Here is a 24,354-nt window from a genome sequence, read left to right on the forward strand (position 1 = left end):
GTTTACTATCTTTACTAGGTCAGCAATTTGTTATACATATATTGTACTGATGAAAACAAAAAAGCCTCTACATTTGAACATGCCCCAAAAAGTTAGACACTATTTGGGGCATTTTTTATGGAAAGAAAAGCAAGGTATGACTATGCATTTAAGTTAGAATGTGTAGAATTGGTTTTAAAGAAGCATTATTCAGATGGATATGTTTCAAAATTAAAAAAGACTGCAAGATGGAATATTCGTAAGTGGGTCAGTTTTTATAAGGCATATGGTAAAATTGGTTTATTGTCACGAATGAATCAAAGCTATTCAGCCGAATTTAAGCTAAAAGTGCTCAATATCATAGAAAAGGAATCCCTTACCTTAATGCAGACTGGTATAAGATTTAATATTCCCGATATTTCCATAGTTTTAAAATGGAAAAAAGATTTTGCTAACTTTGGACTAGTAGGATTACAACCAAAACAAAGAGGCAGACCCGTATCGATGAGTAATAATAAAGGCAAAAAAAGTAAATCAGAGAAACCCCTGACAAGAGAGCAAGAACTGCTAAAAGAAAACGAAAGACTTCGCTGTGAGAATGAATTGCTAAAAAAGCTGCAAGCCTTAATTCAAGCCAGGAAAAATCCAAAGCCATAAACGAATTAAGGCATAAATTTGGTTTGGAATTACTTTTGAACCTTGCAAATATGGCACGCAGCAGTTTTTATTATCATCAAAAACAAAGTAAGTCACCTGATAAATATAAAGAAATTAAAGAGTTGATTAAAGTCATTTATCACAGACATAAAGGGCGTTATGGTTACAGAAGAATAACCGATGAATTACAAAACAGAGGACTGGTTATCAATCATAAAACAGTTCTTAGATTGATGAATCTATTAGGGTTAAAAAGTGTTATTAGAGTAAAAAAGTATAAGTCTTATAAAGGTGAAAATGGTAAAATAGCTCCAAATATACTAGAACGAAATTTTAAAGCAAAAGCTCCAAATCAAAAATGGGCAACTGATATAACAGAGTTCAATGTAGCTGGAAACAAATTATATTTATCACCAATAATTGACTTATTTAATCAGGAAATAATCAGCTATGAACTCACAGAGAGACCAGTGTTTAATCAAGTGGTTATGATGCTGAAAAAGGCCTTTAGAAAAATACCAGATAATACAAATTTAATACTTCATTCAGACCAAGGCTGGCAATATCAAATGAATCATTACCAACTTTTATTAAAACAAAAAGGAATCAAACAAAGCATGTCAAGAAAAGGAAACTGCCTAGATAATGCAATTATTGAAAACTTCTTTGGAATATTAAAATCTGAAATGTTTTATACCCAAAAATTCAAATCAATAGAACAATTAAAAAAAGAAATTAATAAGTATATAATATATTACAATAACGAAAGAATTAAATCAAATTTAAACAAAATGAGCCCGATAAAATATCGAGCTCATTATTATCAAACTTAATTATAAATTTGTCCAAACTTTTGGGTGCAGTCTAATTACTGTAAAGGCTTTTCTAATTTAAACTGTGGTCCCACCTGGGCTCGAACCAGGGACCACCTGATTATGAGTCAGGTTTTTTTTATTTTAGCATAACTTATTTTTCATCACAATACCTAATAATCAGGTGTTTATAATTTTAAATAAGAATAATAAATCATTATTTCTTATTTTAATTGTATTTTTGCTCGTCAAATGTTCGTCAAAAATTATAAGTTATATTTTCAATAATGGTATCATACAAATTTACTCTAAAGGCAACGCCAAATGCAGATGGTGAGTATTTTATTAATCTTGTATTAATTAAAGACAGGATAAATACTAGTTTATCAATCAAGAAGAAATGCAAACATGAAGACTGGTCATTTGAAACGGATCGCCTTAAAAAAACGCACAAAGAATACAAGCAAATTAATGATCTAATTGAAAAATATTCAAGTCGTGTTAACAATATTATTCATGAATTTGAATTAGATGAAACGCCATTCACCTTAAAGGATATTATTAACAAATTCAAAAAGGATTCGGGAAAACAGCATGCATTAAGCTACACTGCATTTCACGAAAGCTTAATGGATGAAATAAAAAATTCAGGAAAACTTTCAACTTACAACATTGAAAAGGAAACATTAAAATCGGTTCAACGGTTTTTTAATAGAACAGAAATATCTTTCAAAGATTTATCTGTAGATACAATTTATAAATATCAATCCTTTTTAAACGGTAATAACAATAGTCAAAGTACAATTGGCATCAGAATCAGAACTTTAAGAGCCGTCTTTAATAAAGCTATTAAACGCGAAGTCATTCCTGTATCAATGTATCCGTTCAACAAATTTAAAGTATCTAAAATTAAAGAAAGTGGAAAAAAAGAATATCTCTCTGAAGAAGAACTTGAGCTAATAAAAAATGCCGAACTATTCGATAAAAATGAGATCATTGCTCGAGACATGTTTTTACTAAGTTATTACGGACGAGGAATTAATTTCATCGACTTAATGCAATTAAAAAAAACAGAATTATACAAAGACAGAATTACTTATAAAAGGAGTAAAACTGGTGTAATAGTAAATTTTAAACTAAATGAATACTGGAAGAGAAAAATTCAAGAATACACACCTCCAAATGATTCATTGTACTTATTCAACATTATTCACAACAATCAAGATTCCCATACTTACATAAGTAATAAAAAAGAAAAATATCTCAAAATTTATATAAATACACCTCTTAAAAGGATTATTACTAATTTAGGCATTAAAAAAAAAATAACCTACTACTGCGCAAGACATTCATTTGCAACGATCCTGAAATTTAATAATATTTCAATAGATATTATTAAGGAAGCTTTAGGTCACAAGGATATTAAATCCACTATGTCTTATTTAAATACACTTCCAAGTAACACTTTAGACAAAATTATTGATGATATTATTTTTTAAATAAATATGAAATTACACTTTTCAATTTTAAGAGTAATAGATTAGGCCTTGTGGGTATGAACACAATCATTCATAAAGTGAAATCTTGACTTAAGATTTATGTGCTCTAGGACGTATGAAGAGATTATTGAAAAATATATTAATGAATACAGTTAACGACTAAATAGGTCAATACATAGCAAACTATATTTAATAATTTGATTATTAAGAATGACGAATCAAAAACACATTAGTTTACAGGTAATTTGAATAAACAGATAGCTTTACACCTCTTTAATTTTTAATATTGAAAGCCAAAGTAAATTTTAAAAAACGAAAAGCAATTTCTACAAATTGCTTGTTTCTTCCATAAATCAAAATATTTTTCTTTTTTCTAATAAAATATAACGGTTATATAAATCACTAATAAACTAGCTATTTTTAAAGCTAATTCATCATATCAACGATAACTCCATAAATTAATCACTTTTAAAACTGTGAAAAGAATTCTATTGAATTTCATTATTTCTTTCCACAAATGTATTGACATGTAAAAACATAATTTCTAAAATAGCAGCTACATGGTAGTATAATTATTTCGATTTTAAATACGTAAATAGACTAACTTGATTAATTCAGATAAAAATGATTTTTTGCTTATAATACCGCAAAGTCATATTTTCAGTAAAGTAAACTTTCACTTAAACGGAACCATCACTCGTATAAAAATAATGGCTGTAAATAAATCAAATATCTACTACGGATGGTACACAAAATGCAACGAGTGAAAACTATAAAAAATCTAATTTTATAATTAACCAATAGATTAACAACAAAAAAATTACACGACACCTTATTTGTGTTTCGAAAAAAAAGGTAGTAAATAAAAATTCACTACTGTTCAAAAGTAATTCCATTTTATACAATCTGTCAAATTACATACTAAGCTATTTTGCCATTTTAGGCAATAATATTTGCCTGATGGAGAAGTACTGCAAACTAAAAAAAACAATCAGAATTAAAACTTCCTCCACAGTTAAGAAATAATTTTAAATACAATTTGTCAAAATCCACAGAGTAACAGAAATTAAAAATATTGCAATACACAAGAAAAACTTAATAACTAATTATACTCAATGAAATCAAATCTAAAATTAACAAAAAAACCGTCAATATTTTTTGACGGCTTTGTAATAGTATAGTTTACAAAATAAATTTAGAAGCTAAAACTTAGTCTAGCAAAAACAAAACGTCCATTTTGACCAAATTGAGACACATTTCTTGAATAAACAAATTGGTTTTGGTTAGACAAATCGATGGCAGTCGCAACAGGAGCATAGATGATAGTACCGTTAGCATCAACACCATTAGCTCTTTTTGCCATTTGAGTCCCTAGATTTTTATCCGGATAAATGTCAAAAATATTGTTGGCCCCAATAACAACTCTTGTCGCATCAGTAATTTTTATTCCAACAGACATATCGGTAATGATTTTAGCTCCCAATATTGGATGTTCATTTTCAACAGCTTTTCCATTTACAACAATTGCACCTACGAGACCATCACCATTTATATCAGCAACATTTGGATCGGTTACCTGACCAAAGTATACATTTCTAAAAAAGAAATCTAGTCTTTTATAGATAAGGTTATTCGTGAAGTTTGCTTTTATCCTTGGAATTGCTTCCTCAAGATAAATTCTGGAAGATTCAGAATAATACGTGTTTACCTGATTTGAAGCTTCTAATATTGGCGATGCATGTATATCACCTACCTGATGTGTTTTCGAAAAAGTTGCTGAGAAATCATTTTGTAATGTCAGGTTTTCGTTTAACCATATTTTGTTACTTATAACTACATCTATTCCTTTTGATTCTGTATCAATTGCATTGGCGAAAAAAGTTGCTGCAGTTGCCCCAGCCTGATTAAATAAAGGTTGTATAAGCGGAGTAGGAATAAATTGGTCAGTTAATATTATTCGGTCATCAATTTTTATAAAATAAGCATCCGCAGTTAACGTTAGATTTGCTGAAGGAATTTTAACTGTAAATCCGGCACTAGTACTTATAGATTCCTCTTGTTTTAGTTTTGGAATCCCTAATAATTTTGCTATTTCAGAATCATTACTGAATGTCCCTACTTCAAACGGAACTCCTCCGGTAAATTGTGTAGCAGTTGATTCATAATAAATCTGATGTAATGATGGCGCTCTAAACCCTGTAGAAATAGCTCCACGCAAATTAATATTGTCTGTTAATTTGTAAAAGGTCGCTAATTTGAAGTTCGTTGTATTTCCAAAATCAGAGTAATTTTCAAAGCGCGCTGCTCCATTTAGTAACCACTTTTCTGTAACATCCAACTCTAAATCAGTATAAAGACCATAGCTATTTCTAGATTGATTTTTTGCATTTTGTGATCTATATCCAGGAAAAACTTGAGCCCCCCCAGGTCTCGAAGCCCCATAAAAATCAGTAACCCTTATGTTTGCAGGTGTCGTTGCGTTGATTATATTTCCATTAATATCATATTGATTATACGATTCTGGAACTCCTGCATTTATTCCATACATTTCATGACGATATTCAGAACCAAATGCAATGTTTAATCCTTTTAAGACATCGAAATTTTTACTCATATCAAAATTAGTTGTGTTCTGAGCAAAGCGTAAACCACCAGCATCAAATTGCGTAGGAGAACCTTCTCTTAAAGTTGAATTTACTGTATTCTCGATACTATAATCAAATGCATTTCGCCCATAGGTATTACTAATATCAAAATTCCAATCTTTTAAAAAGACACCTCTAAATCCAGAAGCCACAGAAATGTCATTAATTGTAGAATGAATTTCAGGTAAAAATCCGTTCAGATATAAACCCGTATAAGATCTTGACTGATTTGGTCTTCTATAAAAACCTGCCGATTCTCCTTCTCTATAGCTTGTTCCTCCAAAAACATACATTTCCAATTTATAATTTATTGGATAAGCGGCATTTAAGAAAAACTGAACACTTTCAAAAGAAGATTGACCAACTCTCATATTAAAATCTTTTCTTTCAAGATTTCTGTAGGCCAACTCTCCATCAGTAGCATCAAAATTTAATGCAGTTTGTAATTGTGAAATGTTTGTAGCATTATTTATTGATGATTGCTGAGCAGCTGTAAAATAACCTACTTGAGGTGCATACGTTTTTATTGTGTTGAAAATTTGAGTCGAATTTGAAGTGTTGTTGATGTTTGCAAAAAGAGAATTAATATTAATTCCGTCTTCAAATGCTCTTTGCTCTACTGCATTATAAGCATTGAATATTGTTCCGGTTGCATCATTAGCTCTGCTTGTGGCATCTCGTAATTGCAAACTTCCTGTCAAATTAATAAAACTCTTTTCTTTGCCCAGATCTGTTCCGAAATTTGCGTCCAATTGGTAATGATTCCCATCATTTCCTCCTCGATGATCATTGGCATTTCTAGAAAAATTACTTCCCGAAAAAAGATTAACATCAATTTTTTTTGTATTTTTCTTTAAACTAAGATTGATGACTCCTGCAATTGCATCAGAACCATATTGAGCAGAGGCACCGTCTCTTAAAACTTCTATTTTTTCAATAGCAAACGAAGGAATTGCATTCAAATCGGTTCCTACAGATCCTCTTCCGGGGGTTCCGTTTATGTTAACTAATGAGGAAGTATGTCTTCTTTTTCCATTCAATAAAACTAATACCTGATCAGGACCAAGACCTCTCAACTGAGCCGGGTCAAGATGATCTGTTCCATCTGCAACAGTTTGTGTATTAGATGTAAACGAGGGAGCTACCATATTTAAAATCTGATTTAAATTGGTTTGAGCGCCCTGAGAAGCAATTTTCTTCATACTAATAACATCAATCGCCACTGCCGACTCCGTTACAACTCTTGCTGGATTACGAGAACCTAAAACTACAATATCTTTTAAAGTTTCCCCACTTCCTTTTAATGTTACATTTACGATTTCTCCTGTTACTATGACTGACTGTGTATCAAGACCCACGTATGAAAATTGTAAAACATCTCCTTTCTTAGCATTCACAGTATAATTTCCATCAATATCTGTGACCGCCGCACTTTTAGTCCCTTTTACAAGTACACTTACGCCTGTTAAAGGCATGCCTAGTTCATCAGTAACTTTACCTTTTATTATATCAACAACTTTATTTTGTCTAAAAGAAATATTTGACTCTGAATTGGATATATTTTCTTTCGCATTTATTGATAGGCTATTCAATAAAATCAAAAGTATAGCAAAAGCTGACATTAATGCTTTTGGTAGTCGGAAAGACAATTTTATTTTTTGTAACTTTTTTTCCATTTTAGTTTTTTTTTTAAGTTAAAGCAGTAGAAATCTTGAATTTAAGATAATATCATTTTGATAGCTTTCGCAAATCGCTTGAATCAAATAAATTTGCTTTGGAATTTCTAAATTGAAAAAAATAAGTTCAGAGTCTTTTATGTTATCCCGCTTAAACGGTGTTGTAGTCCTTCAAATCCTCATTCTCTCACCCTGTCCCAATTCGTTGAGCCCTTAGCGATACACCTCATTTTTAATATGTTATTTAAAAAAAAACCTTACGAATAAGGTACTTTTAAGGGAAAAATTTTGTGAAGTGGTATGCAAATATAATTGAATCAATATTGTTTAAAAACCTCAAAAAGTCGAAAAAATATAATAAAAATGTTTTTTATTATTATCTGAACGGGCTGATTTAAAATATTTTGATTTGTTTTTTTTAAGAGACTAAGACTACAACTAGTTACGAGACAGAATTATCATTAAGTTCAGTAAATTATGCATATAAATCTGTTATCCGAGAGACAATTGTTTCTTGAATGAATTATATTTAGAAATGCAAAATCGAGCAAATAGAACTTTTCCCTCGACAAATCAGACATCTTATAAATAAGAAAATTTTACTGAATTGAATGGTTGAGTTTTTTAAAAGCTAAGTTTTATAAACTATTGCAAAAATTAATGATATTAATCCAAAAGCCTATTTCAAAATATCATCAGATTTTTTGAATACTAAAGAATATTTTACTAAAAATCAAATAAATTTTAATTCAATATTATAATTAATTCAAGTTGCTAGTTAATTGTTTTATTTAATTGGAGTCCAAAGACAATCAATGTCAGTTTTATAAAAAACTTTCCAATATTACAGCGTGTATCGTTCTAGGAAACATTTTTTTTAATATCAGTTATGGTTTTTTCTACTCTTTTCCTCATTTTTAATTTTTCATTTTTTTGCTCTATTGTATCTATTCGTTTAGTATTTGAATTTTCAATAAAACACGTTTTTTCATTAGAGCAAAATCTTCTAACCCATAAAAGGTATATGCACTATCTCCATAAATAGATGCTTCAGCAGGCAACTTACCAATCATTTTTCCTAAAACTTTTATATCAGCGGTTTCTCCTGGAGTAAAATGAAATGGTATAGATTTCCCTTTTTTAGTTATCAATAACTGAACTTTTACTCCATAAAAATAATTTCTCATACTTGGATATATAGTCTCTATATTTTTTACCTTTAAGAAGCTTAGAGTTTGTAATTCTCATATTTTTACAAACGGCTAGATTAAACGAATCGATAATATATTGCATCTCACAATAGAAGTCTTTAAAATTAGAGAGTTATAATCTCAAACAATTCATATAGAAGTTTGTCAATTTTATGTAACCCTCTATTGAACCTGCTCTTATCTAACATCTTTGGAATAAATCCATATTCTTTCATAAACTTAATAGCTGAGCTATGATTGCCCTAAAAACTCGTTGATAATACAATAGCTGTCAGGACAATTTCACTATCACTCATACACCTTCTTACATCTTCAAGATGATTAATTCCTTGTAAAATATCATTTATTAAACAAAAAATTAATATAATTTTTTGTTTACAAAGCATGGGTAAAATTTATTGGTTCGCAAAACAAATTTACTGAACTGGTACTTTGTTTTTTATTACCTATAAACTAGCAACTTGAATTAATAAAAAAGCTTATTTCCTTCATTTTATTATCATTACGAACCGTTTCATAGGGAATATTAACTTTGTCAAAACACATAATCTTTATTAATCTTTTTCTTTAATTTTTCTATAGTCTACCTGTTCCAAATATTTTTTTTCTTCTGGTTATTAAAAGTATTAATTAAAAATATTTTGAGATATTTTTAATTAGAAGATGTATCATATGTGTAAGTGAGGATGTCCTTATTTTGAACTTTAAATTCATTCTCTATACGATCAATATTGTAGGTACTTATTTTTCTATTAAAAGAATCCTACGCATGGTAACATCACGATCAATATAGTTTTGATAATCAATAATTAAAGCTAATTGATAAAGAAAATAATGATAGTAACACAAGATTTTTTAATCGTCTTGTTAAAAGCTTTCCTAACAAAAACAGCTCTTCTTCTGTAATTATTATTTTATATACCCTAAAAAACTTCTAATTCGGTTTCCCTTTAGGCACATAGAATAAATAATTTAAGGCACTTTCTCCATTGTTTCCGCCTAACATTAATAGTTGCATAGTAAATCTAAAAAGATATTTGTTCCCATCTTCATTTTAGTTTTTGCTTACAAATTGAACGAGTTTACCATTTCCATAAATTCTTACTTTGTAATCATCTAAAGGATACAATTGCTTAATTTTTGATAAATATAATTCTTTTACTATATCGCCTATTTCTTTTTCTGATAATTACTTTACATCTGTTTATCTTTTAATTTTATTTTTTTAGTAGTGAAGAATACTCCATAGAGCTTTTTTTGTTCAAGCAATTTATAGAATTCCTCTACCAATAAATCTAATGCGTTTTTCGTTGTAGACAAATTTTGAATATTGTCTAGACCATAAGTATAATCCTAAGGGAACTCCGTATTAAAACGGATTTCCATTTCAAAATAAAGGAGTTTTTTATCTTTTACCCCTTTAAGCAATTCAAATTGCCCTGATTGAATATAATATCCAAGTGTATTTTTACCAATAATCTAGTTAACCCTCTTAAAAATCAATTGAAATTAGATGTTATTACTCCAAAAGCACTGGCTCTAATCAATCAGAGTATGAACCGCTCGAGTTGTTTCTATACGGTCGTGAAACTACCAATTAATATATTTACCGATCCACTTGATTGTCCCCATGCACTACTAAATATAAACACTCTAGCGAGCGAAATGTATAAAAGTACGACTTCAAGAGATAAACGGAATTGAATCTGTAAAAAAAATGTTCCCGAAGTAACTACTAACTACCAAACTACATAATTTATATCCATAATCAATTAAAAGTGGAGTTTTAAAGTCTCACTTTTTTTGAACTTCTATTTCATAACCTAATTTTCCCTAAAATACTTCAATATTTCTTTCATGATTTGCCAGATAGATTTCTAATGTGAAATCTCCAACAAAGTTCCATCGTCCTGTTTTTATGTCTTATTCTTCCATTCTTCTTTAGTGCAATTTTTTAAATTTGCTTCACCTTAGTTAAAGCGGTAATTTTTACTTTCGACTGAAAAAAATCAAAAATAACAGCGATATAATTCATAAAAAATAAAACATTAACCTTTCCATCTTATCAAAAAACAATCTTTTTTGAGCAAATTAAAACTGTTTTTGATTTGATTTTTTTGATTTTTATTTTGAATGATTATGAAATTACTTTTGGTTGAAGATAATGTCGAACTGACAAACAGCATAGCAAACTACCTTGTGCAAGAAAATAATATATGTGAGATTGCGCTAACTTTTGATAAAGCTCGTGAAAAAATTACCCTTTTTACTTATGATTGTATTATTCTTGATCTTTTGCTTCCTGACGGTAATGGAATTGATCTTTTAAAAATTTTAAAAAAATCTAATATCGAAAGTTCCATCATTATAATTTCTTCAAAAAATTCGCTAGATTTTAAAGTTAAAAGCTTCGATGAAGGTGCCGATGATTATATTACTAAGCCATTTCCTCTACCTGAATTATATTCGCGAATAAAGGCAGTCACTCGCAGACATGGATTAAAAGATGCTAAGATTGAATTTAATGAAATAGTTGTGGATATTTTCTCAATGGAAACCAAAATTAATGGTATCGATATTATACTCACAAAAAAAGAGACCAATCTATTATTGTATTTTCTTAACAATACTAACCGCGTTTTGTCCCGACAAGCTATTGCATCACATCTTTGGGGAGACTATATTGACAATCTTAATAATTTTGATTTTGTTTACCAACATGTTAAAAATCTAAGAAAAAAGATTACTGATGCCGGAGGAGAAGATTATATCAAAACAATTTATGGGTTGGGATATAAAATCAGTAATTATTAGATGAGGCTTAATTACAAATATACTATTGCCTATTCCATAATAACTTTTTTTACGTTGCTTGTCGGATTTTCTATTGTTTATACAGCAGTAAAAAGAAGTACTATTCAAACTGCTATTGGCAAATTAAGAAATACCAACATTCATGTAGCAAAAGAACTAAGTTGTGATAAAATTTCACTAACATATTCTCAAAAAAACATTACTATCCAATTGCTCAACAATAGAAGTAGTAACAAAAAAGAAGTAGTAAATTACCAAAAGATGTGGAGTCCTGACCTACGTGATACCATTACAAACATTAGACTGACAACATTACATTTTATAAGCAATAAAAAAATTGCAATCACAAGTTCTACCTACATCATTACAGCAGATACTATTTACCTTGAAGGTATATTCATGGTATTTGCCTGGACCTTTATATTTCTTATCTCAGTTGTTGTTGTTTTAAGTGAGATTTTTGCAGGATATATTCTTTCTCCCTTTTATTCGGCTTTACAAGCTATCCGGAATTTCAATGTTGACCAAAAAGAAACAATTGTTTTTGAAAAAACAAGTACTTATGAATTTGAAGAACTTTACGCTTTTTTATATAAGATGACTGAAAAAGCTTCAAAAGATTTCACAATATTAAAAGAGTTTTCAGAAAATGCCTCACACGAACTTCAAACACCAATAGCTGTCATTAAAGCAAAAACAGAACTGCTAATGCAAAGTGATTTAAGTGAAGAGCAACTTATAAAACTTACTGTTATCTATGAAGAACTGGAGAAACTTTCAAAAATTAATCATGCTCTTACTTTGCTCACAAAACTTGAAAACTATCAAAATAATACTACTTCACCTTCCGATATATCAAAAATTCTCCAACATTCAGTTTCATCGTTTGTTGAACTTGCAGATTTGAAAGGAATTAAAATGTTCTATGAAATTTCTGACGGAATATCAGTGCTTATTAATGAAGAATTGTGCAAAATTCTTTTTGACAACCTTTTAAGTAATGCCTTAAAACATAATAACCACAACGGCTCTATTTTTATAAATCTTAATGAGAATATATTTACGATTCGTAATACCGGAATTGTTCCTACAGTACCCACCGAAGAGTTATTTGAACGTTTCAAAAAAAACAATCAATCCCTAAACTCTATTGGTATTGGTCTATCCATTGTTAGAAAAATAACCGAAATCTTTCATTTTTCTATCCTATATTCTTTCGTTGACGAGCTTCATACCGTGGAAATAAATTTTGATGGGGAATAATTTTCTAACAATTACGAAATCGATTGAAATTTCAATATTAACTCAGGTTTACTTCAAAATTTCATCAGAATTTCATTTTTAGTTTGTAATCGTAAGAAACTACACGAATTATTATTTATTTCTAATCTTTTATGCAAACATTATGAATTATATTAAAAGTTTTAAACCAATTATCTTCAGTATTACATTTTTATTGTCCTTTTCTGGTATTGTGTCTGGTCAGGAAACAGATGCTTCAAAAAAAAATTCTAAAATAGAGAATAAACCGAAATTAAAAGGAATTGGTGATTTAAAAATCAAATTAAATGAAGACGGAAGTAAGTATTTAAAATTTGGCTTTTCAAATCAAACCTGGTTTCGTGTTATTGAAAACAACCCAGGAACAGCCGTTAATGGAGTGGCACAAGAAACAACCTATGATGCTGGAATCAGAAGGATGAGAATTTCTGTTACAGCACAACTTTCACCTAGATATTTGATGTTTGTACAAATGGGAATGAATAACCAATCATTTATTTCTGGTGGTGGAACCGGAACTGGTACAAATGGTGCTGGTAAGAAAGCACCGTTCTTTTTTCTTGATGCTTATAATGAATTTGCTATTATTCAATCTATTGATTTAGAGACAAAAAAACGGAATAATTTTAACCTCTATTTGGGTGCAGGTTTACACGGATGGAATGGTATAAGTCGTTTAACCAATGCAAGTTCTACCAAAATGTTGGCCGGTGATTTACCTGTTTTTAATTTTGCAACTATCGAAGTTTCTGATCAGTTTTCAAGACAAATGGGGATTTTTGCGCATGGCGAATATAAAAAATTGGCCTATAGAATAAATGTTAACAAACCATTTGCAACCAATTTAATTCCTACGGTAGCAACTGGAGCTGTAGACAATAATAAGAGCGGAAAACTTTCGTTTGCCGGTTATTTTGATTATCAATTTTTTGAAAAAGAGAATAGGACTACTCCATTTTTAGCAGGAAGTTATCTAGGTGAAAAGAAGGTCTTAAATATTGGTGCAGGATTTTATTCTACTAAAGAGGGAACTATGACGCAACCTACAACTGGTATCTTCGAAAGTCACGATATCTCCATTTTGGGTTTAGATGTTTTTGGGGATCTCCCTGTCGGACCAAAGGATAAAAACATGGCAGTTACAGTTTACAGTGTTTTATATGATTATAATTTTGGTCCCAATTATATCCGAACAACTGCAATAATGAATCCTGGTACTGCTGATCCAAATTTTACTGGAGCAATTGCCAAAGAAGGGTTTGGGAACTCAAGATATCTTTTCGGGACCGGGAAAATTTGGTATACCCAGGCGGGCTTTTTACTTCCAAAGTTTAGCGACAAAGTTAGAATTCAACCTTTTGCAGCCTATGCTTTAAAAAAAATTGATGCACTTGCCGAAAGTGGAAGTTATTATGATCTAGGGACAAATTTTATCCTGGACGGACACAATGCCAAAATTTCATTGCAATATTCAAATCGTCCTTTATATGACAAAGTAACAAACAGAGTCTTCAAAAGAGCAGGGGAATTAATTGCTTCTGTTAATATTTATTTATAAAAAACCATGATTATGTCTCAACCAAATACAGTAGTAAAACCAGAAGAAATGACAACCAGTCGAAGATTAAAAGCGATCATGAGCGGCTCCATAGGAAATCTTGTTGAGTGGTATGATTGGTACGCCTATTCAGCGTTTTCCATATATTTTGCTCCAGTTTTTTTTCCAGAAAGCGATAGCACAGCACAATTACTGAACACAGCCGGAATATTTGCTGTAGGTTTTTTGATGCGCCCCCTCGGTGGCTGGCTTTTTGGGAGTTTAGCAGATAAGAGAGGACGAAAATTTTCTATGACGCTTTCTGTATTGTTAATGTCATTGGGAAGTTTGCTAATTGCTCTCACGCCGTCTTATGAGGCTGTAGGTGTGTTGGCTCCAATATTATTGCTTGTAGCACGTATGCTTCAGGGATTGAGTGTTGGTGGAGAATATGGCACATCAGCAACTTATTTAAGTGAAATGGCAACGGCAAAACATCGCGGCTTTTTCTCCAGTTTTCAATATGTAACTTTGATTGGAGGGCAATTAATTGCACTAGGAATTCAGCTTGCCATGCAAAAGCTCTTCTTAACAGATGAGCAAATGCACTCATGGGGATGGCGCGTTCCATTTTTTATTGGAGCAGTGCTTTCTATAGTAGCCTTGTATTTGCGAAGTCATATGGACGAAACATCAGCATTTAAAAAAAGAGAAGATGTTGTGAAAAAGAATGGTTCATTACGAGAATTAATGCGCCACCCGAAAGCATTGGCTACTGTTGTTGGTTTAACTCTTGGCGGAACAATTGCCTTCTATACCTATAGTACATACATGCAAAAATTTCTTGTAAACACAGTACATCTGACGAAGGATGATTCTACATTAATTACTTTCTTGTCCTTACTTATTTTTGCTTTGATTCAACCTTTTTTTGGGTTATTATCAGATAAAATCGGGCGAAAACCATTGCTTTTAGCGTTCGGGATTTTAGGGACTCTGGCAACATATCCCTTACTCACAGCAGTTTCAAGTGCCTCAGGAAAATGGGAGGCTTTTGGCTACATCATGATTGCCTTGGTCATTGTTAGTGGATATACTTCTATAAATGCAGTTGTTAAAGCTGAATTATTTCCAACGGAAATTCGTGCGCTTGGTGTCGGATTTCCCTATTCCATTACTGTAGCATTATTTGGTGGCACGGCAGAATACATAGCCCTTTGGGTTAAAGATGCTGGTCATGAAACTTATTTTTACGGTTATGTCACGATATGCATTTTTATATCTCTGATCGTTTACAGCACAATGAAGGATACCCGCAGGAACTCCTCTTTTGATACTGAATAAATCTCATTTTCGCTTTCTGTCATAACCAAATACATTATCTCAATAACTTAAATTAAAAAAAATGCATAATCAAAAACCAAATATCGGACTTACAAATAAAGTGCTTACCAACTTAACCTTTTGGGTTTTAATTGCAATAATCATAGGAGTTTTATTTGGTCACAATGACCCTGAAAATGCTGTAAAAATGAAAGCAATCGGTGATGGTTTCATCAGCATAATTAAACTCTTTGTGGCTCCTATTATATTTCTAACCATCGTATTGGGAATTGCTGGTATGGGAGATCTTAAAAAAGTTGGTCGTATAGGCTTGAAATCATTGATTTATTTCGAGGTTGTTTCCACCATTGCACTAGCCATTGGGGTCGCAGTTGCTTATATTGTAGAACCTGGAAAAATTAATAAAACGGGACTTAATATGGATGATGCAAGTAAATATACTTCTAATCCACAAAGTTTTTCATGGCTTAAATTTTTCATGGATAACCTTACACTACAGGTTTTGCTAGTAGCTATCATTGTGGGTATTGCATTAAATTTTATGCAGCAAAGACAATCTATAGTAGATTTTCTGTACAAATGTTCAAGAATTGTTTTTAAGGGGTTAAAGTGGGTTATGTACCTTGCGCCTATCGGGGCATTTGGAGCTATGGCTTATTCCATTGGAAAATTCGGTCTTCATTCTTTAATTCCATTGGGTAAACTAATGCTCTCTGTTTATATCACAATGGCTTTTTTTATTTTCCTTGTACTGGGAGGAATTTTAAAATATTACAAAATGAGCATCTTTACTTTAATCAAATACTTAAAGACTGAATTGCTGATTGTCTTGGGGACATCATCCTCAGAAGCGGCACTACCAAACCTAATGACAAAACTGGAAAAAATGGGTTGCAGTAAACCTGTCGTTGGTTTGGTAGTTCCTACTGGTTATTCTTTCAATCTTGATGGTACATCTATTTATCTCTCAATGGCTGTTATTTTTTTAGCGCAGTTATATGATGTGCATCTTTCTTTTGGAGAAATTATCAGCATTATACTCTTACTTATGATAACTTCTAAAGGTGCTGCCGGAGTAACCGGAAGTGGTTTTATAGTACTAGCTTCCACTCTTACGGCAATTCATAAGATACCTATCGAAGGACTGGCATTTTTGTTGGGTGTTGATAAATTTATGAGTGAAGCACGTTCAATAACCAATTTCCTTGGCAATAGTGTCGCAACAATAGTAATATCAAAAAGTGAAAATGAGTTTTTAGTTATGGAAGAAACCTTAGATAACAAATAGAATATGTTAAAGACATTTTAATTTTTGTGCATCAAATTCTCTTTTTCGATTAAAAGCTTTATAAAATGTCTCTAGAAAATAATTGCCAAAATTTATGAGAAAAATACTTTTTACGACCTTGATTCTTATGTTTATCCATAACATACTTTTTGCTCAGAAAGAAAGATCAACTAAAAAAATAACTACAGTTACTGATTCAGTAAAGTGGAAAGCCCAACACTACATAATCAACCGAGATTCTGCATATGCAAATCCACGGTATGCAATTAAAAAACTGCAAGGTGGAAACAGAAGATTTATTGAAGGGTTGACAATACGACCAAGACAAGATATAAATTATATCAATAAATTAGAAAAAGAGCAACAACCATTTGCTATAATTGTAGGTTGTTCAGATTCACGTGTTCCAAATGAAATGATTTTTGATCAGGGGCTTGGCGATTTATTTATTATTCGGACCGCCGGACAAGTTTCGGCTGCAGCTTCATATGGTAGTATGGAATTTGCAGTTTTAAAATTAAAAACAAAATTAATAGTTGTTCTAGGTCATACCAAATGCGGGGCTGTTGAAGCTGCTGTTCATAGAAAAGAGAATGTCCCTGGACACATTGTCACTTTGATAAATGATATAAAACCTGCTGTAGCCAAATCATCTCATTTAGTTGGCGACCCTGTAGATAATGCTGTAAGACAAAGTGTTATTGACCAAGTTAATGTTTTGCGTGATTTGGATCCAATTTTACATAAAAAATATTCAGACGGCGAAATTTTAATAATTGGAGCTATATATGACATTCATAGTGGAAAAGTTGAATTTTTAAATGAAACTTTAATAAGTCTTCCACAACCAAAATCAAATATGAAACATTAAAAAAACATACAGAGTGATATCGTACTGATTTGTATAAAACTTTAGGGATTTCATATAATAAAGGAACTGCAAAAGCAAAACAAAAGATATAAATTAAGTAGAATATTTATTGGTATTGGAATTGACTACGCTATGATTATCGAAAATGTGATGGTTAAATAGTCATTAGAAATTAAATTTTATCAATTATGAGTAAAGAAAAATTAAGAAGGGAGGCTTTGATTTATCATGCCAAACCACAGCCTGGAAAGATAAAAATAGTGCCTACAAAACCTTATGCTACCCAACGTGATTTGGGACTTGCTTATTCTCCAGGAGTAGCAGAACCTTGCTTAGAAATTGAAAAAAACAAGGATAACGTATATAAATATACTTCAAAAGGAAATCTCGTAGCGGTAATTACTAATGGTACAGCCGTTTTAGGATTAGGAGACATTGGCCCGGAGGCATCAAAGCCAGTAATGGAAGGAAAAAGTTTACTATTCAAAATTTTTGCGGATATCGATAGTATTGATATTGAATTGGACACTAAAGATGTGGATAAATTCATTGAAACTGTAAAAATAATGTCTCCTACTTTTGGAGGGATTAATTTAGAAGACATCAAAGCACCGGAAGCTTTTGAAATTGAAAGACGCTTAAAAGAAGAACTAGATATTCCTGTTATGCATGATGACCAGCATGGAACTGCCATTATTTCGGCAGCAGCTTTACTGAACGCGTTGGAAATAACAAAGAAAAAAATTGGGGAAGTTCGTATTGTTGTCAGTGGCGCTGGAGCTGCGGCTGTTTCTTGTACTAAATTATACAAAGCTTTTGGTGCCAATGGCAATAACATAGTAATGCTTGACAGTAAAGGAGTAATTCGTTCGGATAGAGAAAATCTGTCATGCGAAAAATTGGAATTTGCTACCGACAGAAAAATTGACACCCTTGAAGAAGCAATGGTAGATGCTGATGTCTTTATTGGACTTTCTATTGCCGATATTGTTAATCCAGCCATGCTACTTTTAATGGCAAATAATCCTATTGTTTTTGCAATGGCAAATCCAGATCCAGAAATCGCTTATGACCTAGCTATCAAAACCCGCAAAGACATTATTATGGCTACAGGTCGTTCAGATCATCCTAATCAGGTAAATAACGTTTTGGGATTCCCATTCATTTTTAGAGGAGCTTTAGATGTAAGAGCAACGAAAATCAATGAGGAAATGAAAATGGCAGCGGTTAAGGCATTAGCAGATTTGACCAGAGAATCTGTTCCAGAACAAGTGAATATCGCTTATGGGGAAACTAGACTTACTTTTGGTAAAGATTATATTATTCCAAAACCTTTTGATCCAAGACTTATTTCGTCGATACCTCCAGCGGTTGCCAAAGCAGCCATGGAAAGTGGTGTTGCCAAAATGCCTATTGAGGATTGGGAAAAATATAAGGAAGAATTGCTACAACGTTCGGGCAACGATAATAAGGTAGTCCGAATGCTGCACAATAGAGCCAAAATGAATCCTAAAAAAATTGTTTTTGCCGAAGCCGACCATTTAGATGTATTGAAAGCAGCTCAATTTGTTTATGATGAAGGTATAGCTGTACCCATATTATTGGGTGACAAAGAAACAATATCAGAGTTAAAAAAAGAAATTGAATTTGATGCAGATATTCGAATCATTGACACTCATGGTGAAGAGTCCAAAGAGGTAAGAAATCAATATGCAGAAATATTTTGGAATAACAGAAAAAGAAATGGTGTAACCCTTTTCATTGCTCAAAAAAAAATAAGAGAGCGCAATTATTTTGGCGCGATGATGGTTCATGTTGGCGATGCAGATGGAATGATTTCTGGGTATTCAAGAGCGTATCCTAATGTAATTAAACCGATATTTGAAGTTATCGGAAAGGCACCGAATGTAAAAAAAGTTGCTTCGGTTAATATTTTGACTACTGAAAGGGGCCCACTGTTTTTAGCAGATACTGCAATTAATATTGACCCCACTGCCGAAGAATTGGCGGATATTGCCCAAATGACTGCCAATATTGCTACAAACTTAGGTTTTGACCCTGTTATGGCAATGTTATCGTATTCAAATTTTGGTTCTTCGGTACATTCTCATGCATCAAAAGTAAAAGAAGCGGTAGAAATTTTGCATTCAAAAAAGCCTGATTTATTGGTAGATGGAGATATACAAGCCGATTTTGCCCTAAATCCAGAATTACTGCAAAGCAAATTTCCGTTTTCAAGATTGGCAGGTAAAAAAGTGAACACCTTGATTTTTCCTAATTTGGCGTCAGCTAATATTACTAATAAATTATTGAAGGAACTCAATAAAGCAGATTCTATTGGTCCAATAGTTATGGGACTTAGCAAATCTGCTCATATTCTCCAATTGGGAGCGAGTGTCAATGAAATTATAAATATGGCAGCTGTAGCAGTAATTGATGCTCAGGAGCGGGAAAAAGAAAGTTTCAAAATTAAACACTAATCATAATCATTAAAAAAAGCTGTTTCAGTTAAGAAACAGCTTTTTTGTATTCTCTATAAAACAAATTTATAGCATTGGTTCCCAAGTGAGTTGGCGTTACTTATTTAATAGTTCCATCAGTATTAAGTTCTAATTTATCAATATAAACTTCACGATAAAACCTTGAACACATCTCATTTTTATTCTGGTTGTATATGAAAATCTATGATATGCAATATACCATCCATCTTTATTTGGAATTTGTTAAACCGAATTATGTCCCGTTGCATAAATTCCATTATCCCAAATTCCTTTTATTAAAAACTTACAGGATCCTGTAAACCTTCTTATATAAAATCCCCTCCTTGCAAAAATTCAATATAAAGCACGTCCAGCAACATTTTCTATAGTACGAAAGGAAATTTGGTTTAATTATTTTCCTAATATTTTTTTGCTTACACCAATAAAAAAAACCTCATATCTGAGAGCTTTAAGTTTATAATGAACTAATAACCTATAGTGAAGTAGGTTTTATTCTTACAATCTTCCCATTTTCCATAACAACTAGATCACTGTTTTTTCTCTTTTTAAACTCAATTAAATTTTCATAAACTTTGTCCATTGCGTCTATAATTTTCTTCTGAGTCGCTGTTGTTTTGTGACTTTCCATGTTTCTCTGTTTTTGAGTTTATCGAACTTAATTTTATTTTTAATTTCAATATCGTAACCTAATATTTTCTGTGCAATTAATTCCGCCTTTACAGCTGTATTATCAAAAATCAATGCCTCATCAACTATTGGCAAATATATATTAAATAAATTTGTAATTCCATTTTCATATCGTCGTCTAATAACATCCGTCTCAATATTATGTCCTCCCTCCCGAACTCTAGTTTTTACTCTTTCAATTGCAAGATCAACATCTTGTAACCAAAAGAACAATAGCATAACTTTATAGCCTTTTTCCTGAGCAAAAGTAACTTTTGATTTATAACTTTTTGTTGCCAAAGTTGTTTCAAATGCAAAATCTTCATTATTTACTAACAACTCATTTATTCTGTGAAGCATTATTCTACCAGCTTCAAAAGATACCTTTTCTGGTTGAAATGGCGAGAGCCCTTTGGCTATTTCATCAGCATTTACAAACTCCTAACAATTTAGTATTTCAGGAAGAATTGTAAACGAAGCAGTAGCTTTACCTGCACCATTACAGCCTGCAATTATATAAAGATTTTTATTCATTATTACAAAGATAATAAATTACGCTTTTAGCGTACATTATTTATACTTTTAGTTTACTCTTCAAATATTCGGGCAAAAACAGTCACTTTAATATATTTGTCAATTATGGAAAACAATAAAAGCAACATTACTTTAAAATCGAACTTTACATACCTGAGTGTAACCAACAGTCATTAGTAATTTCAAATCAATCTTATGTTAAAACGAACTATTTTAATTGAAAACAAAACTTCAAGAATCTAAAAAAATTAAAGACTCTGGGGAAGGTTTAAGTTAGCGTCAAAGCTAACGGCAAGATGAACGGTTGTTGGACAGCCGTTCATCTTGCCTCCTATTACCTCGAAACTCAGTGGTGGAGACACTAAAATAATCAAGAGTTTGAAACAATAAAAATGAAAGATGATGGAAAGAGAAAATTCAAACAGAACACGCAGAATTGCACTGCGCCTGACACCAGAAGAATATACAAAAATAGAGCAAAAATGGAAAAGCAGTACTTGTCGAAAGTTAAGTGACTTCCTCCGTAGCCATCTATTAGATAAATCGATAACAACAAACTACAGAAACCAATCCTTAGATAATTTTATAGAAGAAACAGTGCAACTTCGCAAGCAATTAAATGCCATAGGAAACAATTTAAACCAAGCGGTTAAAAGGCTTCATACACTGCAACAAATTCCTGAGTTCAAAGTATGGATTATCAGTTTTGAAATTGATAGAAGAACTATAAATAATAAGATAGACCAGATTGAAAGCCACACTTGCAAAATTACGGACAAATGGTTGCAATCATATAAACAAGTCACTCCATCCGTAGTGTTTTCTACTACAATGAAAACAAAGTAAAGGCGGGTATAGCGGAATATAACTCAGCAGCAATATCCTTCTGATGTCGAAAAAATAATCGATATCATGAAGCTCAATCGCTTTATAAAAAGAGCGGAATTAAACGAAAATGCAAAACGTAACGCTGTACATATTTCCTTGAATTTTGACCCATCGGAGAAACATTCTCAAGAAAAACTAATTGCTATTGCAGATACCTATATGGAGAAAATAGGTTTCGGAGAGCAACCTTATTTGGTGTACTAACACAACGATGCGAGACATGAGCCTCTGAACATAGTTTCAATAAACATCGAAAAGGATGGCAAGCGAATTGACCTGCATCATTTAGGCATTAGAAAATCAGAACCTGTAAGAAAGGAAATTGAAGAACTCTTTGGACAGGTCAAGGCAGAGGGACGAAAAAAGAAAGAAGAATTTAGTTTAGAGGCTATTTCAATGGGTAGGGTACAATATGGAAGGATTGAATTTAAAAAAACCATATTCAATGTTCTCAATGCGGTTGTGAATAATTATAAATATAATAGCCTTGCTGAACTTAATACAGTCCTTAAACAATACAATGTAACGGCTGACCTTGGTAGTGAGAATTCAAAAATATTTTTAGCTAGAGGATTGGTGTGTAATATATTGAACGCAAAAGATAAACCAATTGGTGTTCCAATTAAAGCGAGTAGTTTTTATACTAAACCAACTTTAAAATTCTTAGAAGAGAAATTTAAGAGTAACAAAGCTAAAAGTATGCACGATAAATCAAGAGTAAGAAATGCTATTAATATGGCTCTGTTAAGAGAAAAAGTAATACCAATAACTGAACACTGGCAAGACAATTGGAAAAGGAAGGCATTGATACCGTTTTTAGAAAGAATTCAGAAGGCTTGCTTTATGGTATTACCTATATTGACCATGTAACAAAAAATGTTTTTAACGGTAGTAGTTTGGGTAAACAATACAGTGCAAAAGCTATACAAGAACGATGTGGATTAAAGGTTGCTGGTGAAGAAAAAAGAAATCAGATTTTTGAAAAACTCCCACCTAAAGAATTACTTATTGATGACCTGCAATATCAAAAAAACACTCTTACTGGTGAAAGCATTGGATATCTAATTAAGAAAATGAAAAGTTCTGATTAATTCCTCATTTAACTTTTGAAATACAATTTTTAAAGTTTTTGCAATATTAGCTAAAATAAATATCACCTTTTTATTTTACAAATAAATAAAAATTTATTGATTTCTAGCTATTTAATAGCTGGAGATTATTGATATAATTACAAGATTATGTTTAATTTCTAACTCTCATTTAATGGGAATGTTCAAAGTTAAAAGTTATAGAACTAATTTTAGTGATTATTACATTCCTATTAGGGAAATATATGAAATTGCTGAAATGTTCAAAAATGGAATGAAGTAATACCATTATAACTATATTATTGAATATTTAAAAATTAACATATAATAAAAAATCGCAAAAAACAGATATTTGCCAAGATTGTGTTTAATGAAATTGGCTTATTTTTTCAATTATCTGTTTACAAAATCATATACAAAGACACCAGCTTCAACAATTATAAGAATTCTGCTAACAACAAAAAAATGAATTGTTATAATTGCAACATTCCTCTTTCGAAAAAAGAAAATCACGAAGAACATATTCCCGCAAAAAATCTTTATAAAACACATCCAAGTGAATTTAAGAAGAACTTATTAAAAATTCCTTCTTGTTTTAAATGTAACAATGATGCGTCTTTAATAGATCAAGAAATAATAGATACAATTGGTATTCAGCATATTGGATATATTTTGCAAAAAAAATGTCTGAAAAAGCATTAAAATCTATATTTAGAAATAAAAATTGGAAAGAAAGAGTATTTATAAATGAGATGGTTGGAAGTTTGAATTTAGTTTCATATAGAATGATTTAATCAAGCTTCATATAAAAACTTTAAGGGCCTATTCTACAATAAATATGTTTATAGCTTACCAGATAATTTTGAAATAAGAAGGCGATGAAAATAATACTAATTTACAATTTGGAGCTAGTTTCTTAGATTTTTTTTTACAAGATTATCCAAGTTGGGAAATAATAGGCCATGAAGATATTTTCAAATATAAATTAAAGTCATTCGTTGAATAGAATAAAGTATATTATGATAACAATAATATTTCTAAATCAATTGGTCTCGTATGTAAT

The 24,354-nt window shown here is 31.2% G+C and carries 16 protein-coding genes and 2 pseudogenes; 15 read left to right on the plus strand and 3 right to left on the minus strand.

Annotation, left to right across the window (positions count from 1 at the left end; genetic code table 11):
• Positions 1–117: 117 nt before the first annotated feature.
• The 3 genes from AC3IPI_RS03615 to AC3IPI_RS03625 all read left to right on the plus strand — a co-directional run bounded on the left by AC3IPI_RS03615 (position 118) and on the right by AC3IPI_RS03625 (position 2,947).
• Complete coding sequence (locus AC3IPI_RS03615) at positions 118–636, plus strand: transposase (protein ID WP_489153903.1); 519 nt, start codon at positions 118–120, stop codon at positions 634–636.
• Positions 633–1,469, plus strand: a complete 837-nt coding sequence (locus AC3IPI_RS03620) for an IS3 family transposase (protein WP_489159212.1) — start codon at positions 633–635, stop codon at positions 1,467–1,469. The genes AC3IPI_RS03615 and AC3IPI_RS03620 overlap by 4 nt, the downstream gene beginning before the upstream one ends.
• 266 nt (positions 1,470–1,735) lie before the next feature.
• The gene (locus AC3IPI_RS03625) at positions 1,736–2,947 is read left to right on the plus strand and encodes a phage integrase SAM-like domain-containing protein (RefSeq protein WP_489157167.1); all 1,212 of its coding nucleotides are present in this window, start codon (positions 1,736–1,738) and stop codon (positions 2,945–2,947) included.
• Between the two features lie 1,195 nt (positions 2,948–4,142).
• On the opposite strand, the gene AC3IPI_RS03630 is transcribed toward AC3IPI_RS03625, so the two are convergent.
• Positions 4,143–7,268, minus strand: a complete 3,126-nt coding sequence (locus AC3IPI_RS03630; RefSeq protein ID WP_489157169.1) for a TonB-dependent receptor — start codon at positions 7,266–7,268, stop codon at positions 4,143–4,145.
• Between the two features lie 774 nt (positions 7,269–8,042).
• A pseudogene (locus AC3IPI_RS03635) lies at positions 8,043–8,865 on the minus strand (transposase).
• Positions 8,866–10,618: 1,753 nt separating this feature from the next.
• Here AC3IPI_RS03635 and AC3IPI_RS03640 point away from each other — a divergent pair.
• From AC3IPI_RS03640 to AC3IPI_RS03670, 7 genes are all read left to right on the plus strand, one after another.
• Entirely contained in the window at positions 10,619–11,293 is a 675-nt protein-coding gene (locus AC3IPI_RS03640) for a response regulator transcription factor (RefSeq protein ID WP_489157171.1), read from the plus strand.
• 54 nt (positions 11,294–11,347) lie between these two features.
• Positions 11,348–12,556: a sensor histidine kinase gene (locus tag AC3IPI_RS03645; protein WP_489157173.1), complete on the plus strand. Its 1,209-nt coding sequence runs from the start codon at positions 11,348–11,350 to the stop codon at positions 12,554–12,556.
• Positions 12,557–12,698: 142 nt separating this feature from the next.
• A complete protein-coding gene (locus tag AC3IPI_RS03650) occupies positions 12,699–14,132 on the plus strand; it encodes a porin (protein ID WP_489157175.1) in 1,434 nt (477 codons plus the stop codon).
• Positions 14,133–14,144: 12 nt separating this feature from the next.
• Positions 14,145–15,455: an MFS transporter gene (locus AC3IPI_RS03655; protein ID WP_489157177.1), complete on the plus strand. Its 1,311-nt coding sequence runs from the start codon at positions 14,145–14,147 to the stop codon at positions 15,453–15,455.
• Positions 15,456–15,516: 61 nt separating this feature from the next.
• Positions 15,517–16,743, plus strand: coding sequence for a cation:dicarboxylate symporter family transporter (locus tag AC3IPI_RS03660; protein ID WP_489157179.1), 1,227 nt, complete (start codon positions 15,517–15,519; stop codon positions 16,741–16,743).
• A gap of 94 nt (positions 16,744–16,837) precedes the next feature.
• Positions 16,838–17,614, plus strand: a complete 777-nt coding sequence (locus tag AC3IPI_RS03665) for a carbonic anhydrase (RefSeq protein ID WP_489157181.1) — start codon at positions 16,838–16,840, stop codon at positions 17,612–17,614.
• Positions 17,615–17,802: 188 nt separating this feature from the next.
• Positions 17,803–20,094: an NADP-dependent malic enzyme gene (locus AC3IPI_RS03670; RefSeq protein WP_489157183.1), complete on the plus strand. Its 2,292-nt coding sequence runs from the start codon at positions 17,803–17,805 to the stop codon at positions 20,092–20,094.
• A 606-nt stretch (positions 20,095–20,700) separates the two neighbouring features.
• Here the strand turns inward: AC3IPI_RS03670 and AC3IPI_RS03675 are convergent.
• Positions 20,701–21,315: pseudogene (locus tag AC3IPI_RS03675) on the minus strand (ATPase).
• A gap of 399 nt (positions 21,316–21,714) precedes the next feature.
• Between AC3IPI_RS03675 and AC3IPI_RS03680 the strand changes: the two are divergent.
• From AC3IPI_RS03680 to AC3IPI_RS03700, 5 genes are all read left to right on the plus strand, one after another.
• Positions 21,715–22,161, plus strand: coding sequence for a plasmid mobilization protein (locus AC3IPI_RS03680; protein WP_489157186.1), 447 nt, complete (start codon positions 21,715–21,717; stop codon positions 22,159–22,161).
• A 66-nt stretch (positions 22,162–22,227) separates the two neighbouring features.
• Positions 22,228–22,407, plus strand: a complete 180-nt coding sequence (locus tag AC3IPI_RS03685) for a relaxase/mobilization nuclease domain-containing protein (RefSeq protein WP_489157187.1) — start codon at positions 22,228–22,230, stop codon at positions 22,405–22,407.
• 192 nt (positions 22,408–22,599) lie between these two features.
• On the plus strand, positions 22,600–23,073 hold the full coding sequence (locus AC3IPI_RS03690; RefSeq protein WP_489157188.1) for a hypothetical protein: 474 nt from the start codon (positions 22,600–22,602) through the stop codon (positions 23,071–23,073).
• Between the two features lie 26 nt (positions 23,074–23,099).
• The gene (locus tag AC3IPI_RS03695; RefSeq protein ID WP_489157190.1) at positions 23,100–23,294 is read left to right on the plus strand and encodes a hypothetical protein; all 195 of its coding nucleotides are present in this window, start codon (positions 23,100–23,102) and stop codon (positions 23,292–23,294) included.
• 462 nt (positions 23,295–23,756) lie between these two features.
• Positions 23,757–23,993, plus strand: a complete 237-nt coding sequence (locus tag AC3IPI_RS03700; protein ID WP_489157192.1) for a hypothetical protein — start codon at positions 23,757–23,759, stop codon at positions 23,991–23,993.
• The last annotated feature ends 361 nt before the right edge of the window (positions 23,994–24,354 follow it).

The sequence above is a fragment of the Flavobacterium sp. GL_143 genome, from assembly GCF_057834355.1.